We start from the raw sequence: 13,147 nt of genomic DNA, 5'->3' as shown, positions 1-13,147 counted from the left end.
GCTAAAACTGGTCTACACCACTGAGTGGTCCAGACCACGTGGCCATCTGCCGCGTTGCTTCGAGTCGCCGCCTCCCTTCATCAATGACCCGGGCGGCACTGTGCCCCATGGAGGAAGTTGATGTCGACGGCTGACACCGCACCCGCGGTCACCAAGAAGAAGGGCGCAGGCGTGATGGCCGTCATGCAGCGCATCGGCCGCAGCCTCATGCTGCCGGTCGCGGTGCTGCCGGCGGGCGCGCTCCTGGTCCGGCTCGGCAACCCCGACATGCTCGGGCGGGACTCCTTCCCGGACTTCGTCGTCAAGTTCGCCGGCTTCATGGCGGCGGGCGGCAACGCGATCATCGACAACATGGCGCTGCTGTTCGCCGTCGGTATCGCGATCGGCTTCGCCAAGAAGTCGGACGGCTCGACCGCGCTCGCCGCGGTCACCGGCTATCTGGTCTTCAAGAACGTGCTCGCCACCTTCACCGACAGCAACCTGACCAAGGTCGCGACCGTCGTGGACAACAAGATCGTCATGGCCGACAAGCCGGTCGACGCCGGTGTGCTGGGCGGCGTGGTGATGGGCATAGTCGTCGCCCTGCTGTACCAGAAGTTCCACCGGACAAAGCTGCCCGACTGGGCGGGCTTCTTCAGCGGCCGCCGTCTGATCCCGATCCTCTCCTCCTTCGCGGGTCTGCTGATCGGCATCGTCTTCGGCTACATCTGGCCGGTGCTCGGTGCCGGGCTGCACAACTTCGGTGAGTGGCTGGTCGGTTCGGGCGCGGTGGGCGCGGGCATCTTCGGTGTCGCCAACCGCGCGCTGATCCCGGTCGGCATGCACCACCTGCTGAACTCGTACCCGTGGCTCCAGGCCGGTTCGTACGAGGGCAAGAGCGGCGACATCAGCCGCTTCCTGGCCGGTGACCCGACGGCCGGACAGTTCATGACCGGCTTCTTCCCGATCATGATGTTCGCCCTCCCGGCGGCCTGTCTCGCGATCGTCCACTGTGCCCGTCCGGAGCGCCGCAAGATCGTCGGCGGGATGATGTTCTCGCTGGCACTCACCGCCTTCGTGACGGGTGTGACCGAGCCGATCGAGTTCACGTTCATGTTCATCGCGCCGGTGCTGTACGCGATCCACGCGGTGCTGACCGGTGTCTCGATGGCCCTGACCTGGGGCCTGGGCATGAAGGACGGCTTCGGGTTCTCGGCAGGCTTGATCGACTTCCTCCTGAACCTCGGCATCGCGACGAAGCCCTGGCTGCTGGTGCTGGTCGGGCTCTGCTTCGCGGTCGTCTACTACGTGGTCTTCCGCTTCGCGATCACCAAGTTCAACCTGCCGACTCCGGGCCGTGAGTCGGACGAGGAGCTCGCCGAGATCCTCAAGGCCGAGGCGAAGTAGACCTCAGCCGTACGCCGACGTCGAAGCCCCCGCCCTCCCCTTGCTCGGGAGGGCGGGGGCTTCGCCACGTTCGCCCGCCGCCCCAGGTGGTAGGGCGGGGACGTCGGGCGGGGCCGGTCAGGTCGGGGACGGTCGGGCTGGGACAGCCGGTCAGGCGGGGACGGTCAGGCGGTAGATCTGCCGGGAGCCGCCCTCCGGGCCCGGGTCGGTGGCCTCACCGGCGCGGAACCCGAGGCTCTCGTAGAAGGCGCGGGCCCCGCTGTCGACGGCACCGGGGTGATCGGCCCCGAAGGTGACCACTTCGACGGTGCCGGGGCCCAGGTCAGTGGTGGCGTAGCGGTGGCGACGAGGGCCGCCGATGCACGGATGTGCCGCTCCACCGCGGTCCGGAATCCGGCGTCCTGGACCATCGGGCCGAACCAGTGTTCTACCTGTGACGCCAGGCCGAGGAATCCGTCGAGGTCCTGTTCCCGCGCGATTCCGACGATCATCCCGGCAGTCCGGCAGTCACCCGGCCGGGCGCGCCCACCGCTCTCAGATCTCGTAGACCGCACCGGGTACGGCCAGCTCCACGGGGCCCCGGTAGACGGCGCGGGCGTCGGCCATGTTGCGCGCGGCGTCGGTCCACGGCGGGATGTGCGTGAGGACGAGGCGTCCCGCCCGTGCGCGTGCGGCGCACTCTCCGGCCTCGCGGCCATTGAGGTGGAGGTCCGGGATGTCCTCCTTGCCGTGGACGAACGACGCCTCGCAGAGGAACAGGTCCGCGCCCTCGGCGAGTTCGTCCAGGGCCTCGCAGGTGCCCGTGTCACCGGAGTAGGTGAGGGTGCGGCCGCCGTGCTCGACGCGGATGCCGAAGGTCTCGACGGGGTGGCAGACCTTCTCCGTACGAATCGAGAAGGGGCCGATCTCGAAGGTGCCCGACTTGAGCGTGTGGAAGTCGAACACCTCGCTCATCGCCCGGTCGGACGGGGTGTCCGCATGGGCGGTGATCAGGCGTTGTTCGGTGCCGTCGGGGCCGTAGACCGGGATCGGGGCGGGGCGGCCGCCGTCGTGCCGGTAGTAGCGCACGACGAAGTAGGCGCACATGTCGATGCAGTGATCGGCATGGAGGTGACTGAGGAAGATCGCGTCGAGGTCGTACAGACCGACGTGGCGCTGGAGCTCGCCGAGGGCGCCGTTGCCCATGTCGAGGAGCAGCCGGAAGCCGTCGGCCTCTACGAGGTAGCTGGAGCACGCCGAACCCGCGGACGGGAAGGAGCCTGAGCAGCCGACGACGGTGAGCTTCATGGAACGTGAACCTCCGAGACGTGGGAACGGGGAGGGTTCGTGCGGTTCGTACGGTTCGTTGAGCGTAAGGCGCGAAACAGCTGGTCGCTCCTCTGCGGCCTGCCGTTGTGGGGGAACTCACCTGCTCTGTCACCGGTTCGATGGAAGGCCGCCGCGGGCCGGGGCCGGGCGTGCCGCGCGGGCGCCGGTACGGTCGGGGGATGAACACGACCTGGTGGGTGGCGCTGGTCGCCGTGGTTCTGCTCGCGCTCGTCGCCGCGGTGGTGGACGGGCGGGGCCGGTCGGGTCGTCGGCCGCGGCGGCGGGACCGCGGGGCCGGTCGCGGGGGCGGTCGCGCCGTCGGCCGTGGGGCGGAGCGGCCCGGTGGGCGGACCCGGCCGCCGGGGAAACCCTCGACGCCGGCTCGCGGGGGCGGTGGTACGCCGCGGCCGGGCGAGATCTGGTGGGCCGAGGTGCCGTACGAGGACGGGCCCGGGGCGAAGGACCGGCCGTGCCTGGTGCTGTCGGTACGGGGTGACCGGGCCGTCGTCGCCAAGATCACCAGCAAGCATCACGTCGAGCGGCCCGGGGTGATCGCGCTGCCGCCGGGGACGGTGGGCGATGTGCGGGGGCGGCAGAGCTTCCTGGAGACGGATGAGTTGCGGGATGTGGCGGTGCGGGGGTTCCGGCGGCGGGTGGGTGGGGTTGATCCGGGGGTGTGGGAGCGGGTGCGGGGGCTGGGGTGACGGGGGTGGGCGGGTGGGGGCGCCTGCGGCGGGCCTGTCCCCTACCCGCCCCTTCCCGAAACCGGGGGCGGAGCCCCCGGGCCCCCCTTTTTGTCCTCAATCGCCGGACGGGCTTGAGATGGTTGCCGGACGGGCTTGAGATGGTTGCCCGACGGGCTTGAGATGGCCCGACGGGCTGAAAACCTCAGGCCCAGAGTTGGCCGTGCAGGGTTTCGATGGCGGCTTCTGTGGTGGGGGCCGTGTAGACGCCCGTGGACAGGTACTTCCAGCCGCCGTCCGCGACGACGAACACGATGTCCGCGCTCCGGCCGGCCTTGACCGCCTTGAGGCCGACGCCGATCGCCGCGTGGAGGGCGGCGCCGGTGGAGACGCCCGCGAAGATGCCCTCCTGCTGGAGGAGTTCCCGGGTGCGGGTGACCGCGTCGGCCGAGCCGACCGAGAAGCGGGTGGTCAGCACCGAGGCGTCGTACAGCTCGGGGACGAAGCCCTCGTCCAGGTTGCGGAGGCCGTAGACGACATCGTCGTACCGCGGCTCGGCGGCGACGATCGTGATGTCCGGCTTGTGTTCGCGCAGGTAGCGGCCGACGCCCATGAGGGTGCCGGTGGTGCCGAGGCCCGCGACGAAGTGGGTGATGGACGGGAGGTCGGTGAGGATCTCCGGGCCGGTGGTGGCGTAGTGGGCGCCCGCGTTGTCCGGGTTGCCGTACTGGTAGAGCATGACCCAGTCGGGGTGCTCGGCCGACAGTTCCTTGGCGACGCGGACGGCGGTGTTGGAGCCGCCCGCGGCCGGGGAGGAGACGATCTCGGCGCCCCACATGGCCAGCAGGTCGCGCCGCTCCTGCGAGGTGTTCTCCGGCATGACGCACACGATGCGGTAGCCCTTGAGCTTGGCCGCCATGGCGAGCGAGATGCCGGTGTTGCCGCTGGTCGGTTCGAGGATCGTGCAACCGGGTGTCAGGCGGCCGTCCTTCTCCGCCTGTTCGACCATGTGGAGCGCGGGGCGGTCCTTGATCGAGCCGGTGGGGTTGCGGTCCTCCAGCTTGGCCCAGATGCGGACGTCGTCGGACGGCGACAGCCGGGGCAGACGCACCAGTGGTGTGTTGCCCACGGCCGCCAGCGGGGAGTCGTACCGCATCAGCGCATGCCACCGGCGACGGCCGGGAGGATGGTGACGTTGTCGCCGTCGCTGAGCTTGGTGCCGATGCCGTCGAGGAAGCGGACGTCCTCGTCGTTGAGGTAGACGTTCACGAAGCGGCGGAGCTCGCCGCCGTCGACGATGCGCTCACGGATGCCGTTGTGGCGGCTCTCCAGGTCGACGAAGAGGTCTGCGAGGGTCTCCCCGCTGCCCTCGACCGCCTTGGCGCCGTCGGTGTAGGTGCGAAGGATGGTGGGGATGCGGACCTCGATGGCCATGGCGTGGGCTCCTGTCGAATGCGGAGAGGTGGCGTGGGGCGCGCGTTTCTGCCCCCGCGCAGGGGGTGGGGCGTGTGGGTGGGCGCTCGGACCGCGGCTCAGGCCGTGCGGCTCACGGGCAGGCTTCAGCCCGGACAGATCGCGCTGGCAAGCCTGCACAGGTCGACGTGCAGCCGCGCGACGAGCAGCGTGCCCGGCGTCTTGATGCTCACGTCATGGGGAACCATGCGGTCATCGTATCGATTCCCGGCCGGGAATCCCGAGTGTGATCTCACATGGTGGAAGACAAGCGTTCACCATGCGGAACGCCGGGGCCGCCGGGGAGGTAGACGACCGTCGGGGCGCCCGTCGTGGGGTGGGTCGTGACCTCGGCCGTCACTCCGTAGACGTCGGCCAGCAGCTCGGGCGTGAGGACCTCGGCCGGGGTGCCCGAGGCGACGACCCGGCCGGCCTGGAGCACGTAGAGCCGGTCGCAGTAATACGCGGCGAGGTTCAGGTCGTGCAGGGCGAGGAGGTTCGTCGTGCCGAGTTCGCGGACCAGGGAGAGGATCTCCAGCTGGTAGCGGATGTCCAGGTGGTTGGTGGGCTCGTCCAGGACGATGAGCGACGGCTCCTGGACGAGGGTCCGGGCGACCAGTGCGCGCTGGCGTTCGCCGCCGGAGAGGGAGACGAAGGCACGGGGCGCGAGGCCGGCGATCCCCACCCGGTCGAGGGCCCGGGTGACCAGCTCGGCGTCGGCGGCGGTGTCCGCTTCCCAGAAGCGTTTGTGCGGGGCCCGGCCCATGGCCACGACCTGGGAGACGGTCAGTTCGAAGCCGGCCTGGCCGTCCTGCGGGACGGTGGCGATGCGGCGGGCGCGGGCCTTGACGGGGAGGGTGGCGAGGTCGTCGCCGTCGAGCAGCACCCGGCCGTGGGTGGGGCGGAGGGTTCCGTACACGCAGCGCAGGAGGGTCGTCTTGCCGCTGCCGTTCGGGCCGACGAGGCCGACCGTCTCACCGTCGGCGGCGGTCAGGTCGACGGCGTCGACGAGGTGGCGGCCGGCGCCGGTCCCGTACGAGAGGCCCTCGGTGCGCAGGGTGGTCATGCGGGTGCTCCTTCGGGGCGGCGGCGGAGCATCCAGAGGAAGAACGGGCCGCCGGTCAGGGCGGTGAGGACGCCGACCGGGATGTCCTGGGGTGCGGCGATCGTGCGCGCCGCCAGGTCGGCCAGGACCAGGAAGAGCGCGCCGCCGAGCGCGGCCACCGGGAGCAGGGCGCGGTGTCCGGCGCCGACGGCCATCCGGGCCATGTGCGGGACCATCAGGCCGACGAAGCCGATCGCTCCGCTGTACGCGACGAGGGCGCCGGTGAGCAGCGAGGCGAGGACGAAGACGCCGGCCCGGAAGCGTGCGGTGTCGAGGCCGAGGACGGTGGCGCCCTCCTCGCCGACGAGCAGCAGGTCGAGCGGGCGGGCGAGGGTGAGGAGCAGGGCCGTACCGGCGACGAGGACGGCCGACGGGAGCGCGAGCATGTCCCAGCGGGCGGCGCCGAGGCCGCCGAGGGTCCAGTAGAGGACTTCCTGGAGGTGGTCGGCGCGGGCCGAGGTGACCAGGATGAGGCTGGTGAGGGCGGACAGGATGTAGGAGACGGCGACTCCGGCGAGGACGAGCCGGTTGGTGGTGAGGCCGGATCCGCCGCGGGCCAGGGTGTAGACGAGCAGCAGTGAGGCGAGTGCGCCCACGAAGGCGGCGGCGGGGATGGTGACGGTGGTGGCGATGCCCGCGCCGACGCCGAGGACGATCACGAGGACCGCTCCGGTGGAGGCGCCGGAGGAGACGCCGAGGAGGAACGGGTCGGCGAGCGGGTTGCGTACGAGCGCCTGGAGGACGGTGCCGATCACGGCGAGTCCGGCGCCGACGACGATGCCGAGCAGGACCCGGGGCAGCCGGACGTCGAGGACGATCGTGCGGAACGGGCCCGGTCCGGCCCGCCCGGTCAGGATGTCCAGTACCTGGCCGGGCGGGATGCGGACGGAGCCGAGGGCGAGCGCGGCGAGTACGGCTGCGCCGAGGACGACGGCGAGGACGCCGGTGACCAGGGTGTAGCGCAGCAGCCGCCGCGGGGCGGCTGGAGTGCGGCAGCTCACGGCGCGGTGGTCGCCTCGCCGGGCGTGCCCTCGGGTATCTCCGGGTGCAGCTGTGCGGCGAGCTTGCCGACCGCCGCGGGGGCGCGGACACCGAGGACCGCGTCGGAGAGCGGGAGGACGGCGAACCGCTTGTTCTTGATCGCGGGGACGTCGGCGAGTGCCGGGTCCTCCAGGAGGCGCTTCTTCTTCTGGGCGACGGTGGTGGCGCCGTAGTCGTAGATGACGATGACGTCGGGATTGCGGGCGACGACGTTCTCCCAGGAGGCGTCGCCGAATGCCTTGTCGAGGTCGGCGAAGACGTTGCGGCCGCCGGCCCGGGTGATCAGCTCGTTGCCGATGCCCTTGCCGCCCGCGGTGAAGGCCGTCTTGTCGCCGCTGTCGTAGACGAAGACGGAGACCGGCTGGACGGACTTGAGCTTCTTCGCCGTGGCGGCGTTGGTGGCCTTGGCCTCGTCGATCCAGGTTTCGGCGCGGCGGGTGACGCCGAAGGTGTGGCCGACCTCGCGGACCTCCTCGTAGAGGGCGTCCATCGCGGTGTCGCCCTTGGAGCAGTACTCGGTGTTGAGCCGGGTGTCGATGCCGGACTTCTTGAGCGCCTCGCGGCTGCGGCCGTCGCCCGCGGCGAACGCGGTGGCGTATCCGCCGTAGACGAAGTCGGGGGTGGCGGCGAGGAGCTGCTCGTACGAGGGGTACTCCTTGGCGAGTACGGGGACGGCCCTGTACTGGTTCTCGTACTTCGGCAGGACCTTGTCGTCGAGGTAGGCGGTGCCGACCAGGGACTTGGCGAGGCCCAGTTCCAGCATCACTTCGGTGACGTGCTGGTTCATGGTGACGGCGCGCTTCGGCGGTGCCTTGTACGTCGTGGTGACACCGCAGTTGGTGACGGTGTACGGGAAGCCCGCGGACGACGCGGCTCCGTCGGCCGGGTCCTTGGAGCCGTTGTCGGCGTCCGTGGCGGAACAGGCGGTGAGGGCGAGCGGGAGCAGCACGGCGGCGGCTATGAGCGCGGGGGTGCGCCGGAACATGGCGGGGCCTCTCCGGGGGATTTCCGCGTCCCCTGGTCGGTGCGAGAAGGCGGCAGGCCAGTTCCTGACTGCCGAGCCCCGGTCCTCGTGGACGGGGTTCGGTCACAGTGGCGGGACCGTGCCGGACTCGCACCGGCTTCCTGGGTCCTGCCGCCTCGTTGGGTCTGGGTGCAGTGTGCCAGACCCGGCCGCGGCGCCGGTAAGGCGACCCTCAGTGGTCTCAGCGGCTCGCGGGCGCCGACAGCTCGCGGGCACCGGCAGATCGCATGTGCCGATAGGCCGCCGGCGTCAGCAGCTCGCGGGCGTCAGTAGGTCGCGATGACCTTGACGTCCTCCTCCGTGATCTCGCCGTCCACGATGCGGTACGAGCGGAACTGGAACGGGCCCGCCTCGTCGGTGTCCGCGGTGGAGACGAGGACGTAGTGGGCGCCGGGTTCGTTGGCGTACGTGACGTCGGTGCGGGAGGGGTACGCCTCGGTCGCCGTGTGCGAGTGGTAGACGATCACGGGCTCCTCGTCGCGGTCGTCCATCTCGCGGTAGAGCTTGAGGAGGTCGGCCGAGTCGAACTCGTAGAACGTGGGCGAGCGGGCGGCGTTGAGCATGGGGATGAACCGTTCGGCGCGCCCCGTTCCGGCCGGTCCCGCGACGACTCCGCACGCCTCGTCGGGGTGGTCGGCGCGGGAGTGGGCGACGATCTGGTCGAACAGGGCCTGGGTGATGGTCAGCATGGCGTCCAGGATAAGCAGCGGGCCCGTCCGTACCGAGGAGTGGTACGGACGGGCCCGCATGCTGGACGTTCCGGCCGTTGGGGCGGCCGGGCAGGTCACTTCTTGGCGAAGGCCGTGTTCTCCGGGTCGCGGGCCTTGAGCATCAGGTAGGAGACGCCGAGGATCAGGGCCCAGACCGGTGCGCAGTACAGCGAGACCCGGGCTTCCTTGTCGATGGCCATCATCACGATGACCATGCCGATGAAGGCGAGCGCGAACACGCTGGTGTACGGGGATCCGGGGGCCTTGAACGTGGACTGCGGGAGCACGCCCCGGTCGGCCAGGAAGCGGAAGCGGAGCTGGCTGAACAGGATCATGATCCAGGCCCACATGCCGGAGATGGTCGCGAAGGAGACGACGTAGTTGAACGCCTGCCCCGGCCACTGGTAGTTGATCCACACGCCGACGAGCATCAGCGCGGCCGAGAAGGTGGTGCCGATGAACGGCAGGCCGTTCCTCGTGAGCTTGGTGAAGGCCCGCGGGCCCTGCCCGTTGAGGGCGAGGTCACGCAGCATGCGGCCGGTGGAGTACATGCCGGAGTTGCAGGAGGAGAGCGCCGCGGTCAGGACGACGAAGTTGACGATCGCCGCCCCGACGCCGAGGCCCATCTCCTCGAACGCCTTCACGAACGGCGAGACGCCGGGCTTGAACGTGCTCCACGGCACCACCGAAAGGATCATGATCAGCGCGCCGACGTAGAAGACGGCGATGCGCCACGGCACGGTGTTGATCGCCTTGGGCAGGACGGTCTTGGGGTCCTTGGACTCGCCCGCGGTCACGCCGACGAGTTCGACGGCCAGGAAGGCGAACATCACGATCTGGAGGGTCATCAGCGTGCCGGTGATGCCCTGGGGGAAGAAGCCACCGTCGTTCCACAGATTGGCGACGGTCGCGGTGTCGGCGGCGTCGGAGAAGCCGATCGTGAGGACTCCGGCGCAGATGAGAATCATGCCGATGATCGCGGTGACCTTGACCATCGAGAACCAGAACTCCAGCTCACCGAAGAGCTTCACGGAGATCAGGTTGGCGCCGTACAGAATAATCGTGAAGACCAGTGCGGACAGCCACTGCGGAATGTTCCACCAGTACGTCATATAGGTGGCGGCGGCGGTGACCTCGGTGATTCCGGTGACGACCCAGAAGAGCCAGTACGTCCAGCCGGTGACGAATCCGAAGAACGGCCCGAGGAATTCACGGGCGTACTCCGAGAAGGAGCCGGACACCGGGCGGTACATGAGGAGTTCGCCGAGGGCCCGCATGATGAAGAAGATGACCAGGCCCGCGATCGCATAGGCCAGGATGAGGCTGGGACCGGCCCGGTCGATGGCCTTGCCCGCACCGAGGAAGAGCCCGGTCCCGATGGCGCCGCCGATGGCGATCATCTGGATCTGGCGGGCGCCCAGAGCGCGCTGGTATCCCTCGCCGCTGTTTCCGGCAGCTTCGGCCTCCTGGCCGGCGTGCCCCTTGTCGACCTCAGCCGATGTCATGGTGATGCGCCTTTCTCCACGCCGATCCGCGCCTTCGCAGGCTGCGGATCAGGTCCTGATCCCCCCGGATATGGATGGAGTGCCGCCGGCGTTCGGCCGACTTGTAGCGCCCCCGGGAACAGGGGTGGCGTCCCCGGGTGGTCGTGAAGATTTATCACGGGCCCCCGGGCGATCCACCGGACATTCTGTGGCGCACACCACAGGAAAAAGCGGACAAGAGTTTCCAGCCGCTGCAAAAAAGGCCGTTCAGGTGACGGGATCGTTATCCGGATTTGAGCGTCCGCTGAGCGAAGCCCCGCATCCGGCCGAAGGATGGCCCGCCATATCCGGCCAAGGGTGGCCAGCCATGGATTACGGGACGCCCGTCAGGACATCAGCGTCTCGACGAGCGTCTCCTGGAGCGCGCCCAGCCAGAGGTAGGCCATCACCATCGGCTTGCGCGGGTCGCTGTCGGGGAGGCGGTAGAGCGAGCCCTCCTGGCCCTCGTCCTCGTCGGACACCTCCAGACGGGTGCCGATGGTGAGCCGCAGGTCGTTGAGGGCGCCGAGCCAGTTGCGGCACTCCTCGGCGGTGAGCGCGAGGACGGCACCGCCGTTCCCGGAGGGCGTCAGCGCGTCCAGGGTCCGTACGACGGCGAGGGCGTCCTCGCGCTTGCGGGTGCGCAGGTCGTTCTCGGTGAAGCGGCGGAATTCGGCGGACGCCTCGCGCAGCTCCTTGTCCTCGTCCCCGTACGCCTCGGGGAAGAGCCGGGCCAGGGCGGGGTCGGCGGGCGGTTCGCTCGGACCCTCGGCGAAGAGGGCGGCGAGCGGGTCCTCACCCTCGGCGGGCTCGTTGCCCGGACCGATCAGTTCCAGCAGCTGGACGGCGAGGGAGCGCAGGATGGAGATCTCGACCTCGTCGAGCGCGACGGCCGCGCCGCCGCCGGGGGTGGCCTCGAAGTGGCCGGCCATGGATTCTCCGATGGTGGGTCGGGCGGGGCAGGGGCGGTACGGAAGCGGTGGTGGACGCGTGGCGCGGGGCCTAGTTGCGGTCCTGGGTCAGGGTGGCCCAGAGGCCGTAGCCGTGCATGGCCTGGACATCGCGCTCCATCTCCTCGCGGCTTCCGCTGGAGACGACGGCGCGGCCCTTCTGGTGCACGTCGAGCATGAGCTTGTGGGCCTTGTCCTTCGGATAGCCGAAGTACGCCTGGAAGACATAGGCCACATAGCTCATGAGGTTCACCGGGTCGTTGTGCACCAGCGTCACCCAGGGGACGTCCGGCTCGGGGACCGCGAAGGTCTCCTCGGCCGACTCTGGACGTTCGATCTCTACGGGGGCAGCAACGCTCACCTACCCCATGCTGCCACCCGGAGGGGGTCGGCGCACAAACGGACCCCACATCTCGTCACTTTGACGAAATAGGGGGTAGCATCCCAGCCATGAACTCAGCGGACCTTGGGCGACGGGTCGGTGTGCCGTCGACCGCACTCTTCACCGACCAGTACGAGCTGACCATGGTGCAGGCCGCCCTGAAGGCCGGCACCGCGGACCGGCGCTCCGTTTTCGAGGCCTTCACGCGGCGGCTGCCGGAGGGTCGGCGCTACGGCGTCGTCGCGGGCACCGGCCGGGTGCTCGACGCGGTGGAGAACTTCCACTTCGACGACGAGATGATCGCCTTCCTGCGCCAGCAGAAGATCGTCGACGAGCCCACACTCGAATGGCTGGCCGGTTACCGCTTCAGCGGCGACATCTGGGGCTACCCCGAGGGCGAGGTGTACTTCCCCGGCTCGCCGATCCTGCGGGTGGAGGGCTCCTTCGCCGAGTGCGTGCTGCTGGAGACGGTGATCCTGTCGATCCTCAACCACGACTCGGCGATCGCCGCCGCCGCCTCCCGGATGTCGGCCGCCGCGGGTGGCCGCGGGCTGATCGAGATGGGGGCCCGCCGAACGCACGAGCTGTCGGCCGTCGCCTCGGCGCGCGCCGCGTACGTGGGCGGCTTCGACACCACCTCGGACCTGGCCGCGGGCTTCCGCTACGGCATCCCGACCGTGGGGACGAGCGCGCACGCCTTCACCCTGCTCCACGACAGCGAGCGCGACGCGTTCCGGGCGCAGGTGGACTCGCTGGGCCGGAGCACGACGCTGCTGGTCGACACGTACGACGTGGCCGAGGCGGTCCGTACGGCGGTCGAGGTCGCCGGGCCCGAGCTCGGTGCGGTACGGATCGACTCCGGGGACCTGCTGCTGGTCGCGCACCGGGTACGGCAGCAGCTGGACGAGCTGGGCGCCACCGGGACGAAGATCGTGGTGACCTCGGACCTGGACGAGTACGCCATCGCCTCGCTGGCCGCAGCGCCGGTCGACGCCTACGGGGTGGGCACGCAGCTGGTCACCGGGAGCGGGCAGCCGACCTGTTCCATGGTCTACAAGCTGGTCGCCCGCGCCCGGTCCGCCGATCCCGCGGAGACGATGCGGCCGGTCGCGAAGAAGTCGCTCGGCGCGAAGTCGTCGGTGGGCGGACGCAAGTGGGCCGCGCGCCGGCTCGACGAGCACGGCGTGGCCGAGGCGGAGGTGGTCGGCACCGGCCCCGTGCCCGAGGAGCTGGCCGCACGGCAGCTGCTGGTGGAGCTGGTGCGGGGCGGCGAGGTCGTCGCCCGCGAACCGCTGGAGGCGGCCCGGGAGCGGCACGTCACGGCGCTCAAGGGGCTGCCGATGTCGGCGATCCAGCTGTCACGTGGCGAGCCGGTGCTTCCGACCGAATACGTGTGAGGCCGAATACGTGTGGGGGAACGGGGGCGGGGCAGTGGCGAGATGCGGCCGGAGCGTCCGGCGTGACAGGCAATGCCCGCGATCGCCGGGTGGGCTTGATTGTGCGGGCCAAGTCTCTACGCTCGGTGGCGTCCCGCTCCATGACATCCCCGTGAACCCCGTACGCTCACCGCCGAAGCGCCGCCT

The 13,147-nt window shown here is 70.1% G+C and carries 14 protein-coding genes, 1 pseudogene and 1 riboswitch; of the genes and pseudogenes, 3 read left to right on the top strand and 12 right to left on the bottom strand.

All coding sequences use genetic code 11. The features are described 5' to 3' along the window. Positions 1 to 120 precede the first annotated feature (120 nt). Positions 121 to 1,386, top strand: a complete 1,266-nt coding sequence (locus OG413_RS16735) for a PTS transporter subunit EIIC (protein WP_266806401.1) — start codon at positions 121 to 123, stop codon at positions 1,384 to 1,386. Positions 1,387 to 1,536: 150 nt separating this feature from the next. On the opposite strand, the pseudogene OG413_RS16730 reads toward OG413_RS16735, so the two are convergent. Continuing rightward, positions 1,537 to 1,877: pseudogene (locus OG413_RS16730) on the bottom strand (GNAT family N-acetyltransferase). Positions 1,878 to 1,920: 43 nt separating this feature from the next. Further along, a complete protein-coding gene (locus tag OG413_RS16725) occupies positions 1,921 to 2,673 on the bottom strand; it encodes an MBL fold metallo-hydrolase (RefSeq protein ID WP_266806399.1) in 753 nt (250 codons plus the stop codon). Between the two features lie 200 nt (positions 2,674 to 2,873). Here OG413_RS16725 and OG413_RS16720 point away from each other — a divergent pair, with 200 nt between their 5' ends. Further along, on the top strand, positions 2,874 to 3,398 hold the full coding sequence (locus OG413_RS16720) for a type II toxin-antitoxin system PemK/MazF family toxin (RefSeq protein WP_266806398.1): 525 nt from the start codon (positions 2,874 to 2,876) through the stop codon (positions 3,396 to 3,398). Between the two features lie 184 nt (positions 3,399 to 3,582). Here OG413_RS16720 and OG413_RS16715 read toward each other — a convergent pair whose 3' ends face one another. The 10 genes from OG413_RS16715 to clpS form a co-directional block, all read right to left on the bottom strand. Continuing rightward, positions 3,583 to 4,533: a PLP-dependent cysteine synthase family protein gene (locus OG413_RS16715; RefSeq protein WP_266806396.1), complete on the bottom strand. Its 951-nt coding sequence runs from the start codon at positions 4,531 to 4,533 to the stop codon at positions 3,583 to 3,585. Continuing rightward, positions 4,533 to 4,811 (bottom strand): MoaD/ThiS family protein, encoded by a 279-nt coding sequence (locus OG413_RS16710; protein ID WP_266806394.1) that lies wholly within the window; start codon positions 4,809 to 4,811, stop codon positions 4,533 to 4,535. Before OG413_RS16710 ends, OG413_RS16715 begins: the two co-directional genes overlap by 1 nt. Before the next feature lie 125 nt (positions 4,812 to 4,936). Continuing rightward, positions 4,937 to 5,038, bottom strand: a complete 102-nt coding sequence (locus OG413_RS46935; protein ID WP_323137869.1) for a putative leader peptide — start codon at positions 5,036 to 5,038, stop codon at positions 4,937 to 4,939. Positions 5,039 to 5,082: 44 nt separating this feature from the next. Then, entirely contained in the window at positions 5,083 to 5,895 is an 813-nt protein-coding gene (locus OG413_RS16705; RefSeq protein ID WP_266806393.1) for an ABC transporter ATP-binding protein, read from the bottom strand. Beyond that, positions 5,892 to 6,935, bottom strand: coding sequence for an iron ABC transporter permease (locus tag OG413_RS16700; RefSeq protein WP_266806392.1), 1,044 nt, complete (start codon positions 6,933 to 6,935; stop codon positions 5,892 to 5,894). The genes OG413_RS16705 and OG413_RS16700 overlap by 4 nt, the downstream gene beginning before the upstream one ends. Further along, complete coding sequence (locus OG413_RS16695; protein WP_266806390.1) at positions 6,932 to 7,960, bottom strand: ABC transporter substrate-binding protein; 1,029 nt, start codon at positions 7,958 to 7,960, stop codon at positions 6,932 to 6,934. Before OG413_RS16695 ends, OG413_RS16700 begins: the two co-directional genes overlap by 4 nt. Positions 7,961 to 8,018: 58 nt before the next feature. Next, a riboswitch (cobalamin riboswitch) is annotated at positions 8,019 to 8,103 on the bottom strand. A gap of 162 nt (positions 8,104 to 8,265) precedes the next feature. Then, positions 8,266 to 8,688 carry a M67 family metallopeptidase gene (locus OG413_RS16690; RefSeq protein WP_266806388.1) on the bottom strand — a complete coding sequence of 141 codons (423 nt, stop codon included), beginning with the start codon at positions 8,686 to 8,688 and terminating at the stop codon, positions 8,266 to 8,268. Between the two features lie 95 nt (positions 8,689 to 8,783). Beyond that, positions 8,784 to 10,214: an amino acid permease gene (locus tag OG413_RS16685; RefSeq protein WP_266806386.1), complete on the bottom strand. Its 1,431-nt coding sequence runs from the start codon at positions 10,212 to 10,214 to the stop codon at positions 8,784 to 8,786. A 365-nt stretch (positions 10,215 to 10,579) separates the two neighbouring features. After that, entirely contained in the window at positions 10,580 to 11,164 is a 585-nt protein-coding gene (locus OG413_RS16680) for a DUF2017 domain-containing protein (RefSeq protein WP_266806384.1), read from the bottom strand. 70 nt (positions 11,165 to 11,234) lie between these two features. Continuing rightward, on the bottom strand, positions 11,235 to 11,543 hold the full coding sequence (gene clpS / locus OG413_RS16675) for an ATP-dependent Clp protease adapter ClpS (RefSeq protein ID WP_266806382.1): 309 nt from the start codon (positions 11,541 to 11,543) through the stop codon (positions 11,235 to 11,237). An 89-nt stretch (positions 11,544 to 11,632) separates the two neighbouring features. Between clpS and OG413_RS16670 the strand changes: the two genes are divergently transcribed. After that, entirely contained in the window at positions 11,633 to 12,961 is a 1,329-nt protein-coding gene (locus OG413_RS16670; protein WP_266806380.1) for a nicotinate phosphoribosyltransferase, read from the top strand. The last annotated feature ends 186 nt before the right edge of the window (positions 12,962 to 13,147 follow it).

This window comes from Streptomyces sp. NBC_01433, from assembly GCF_026340105.1.
Lineage (GTDB): Bacteria > Actinomycetota > Actinomycetes > Streptomycetales > Streptomycetaceae > Streptomyces.
This window is presented reverse-complemented; position numbering and strand designations above follow the sequence as displayed.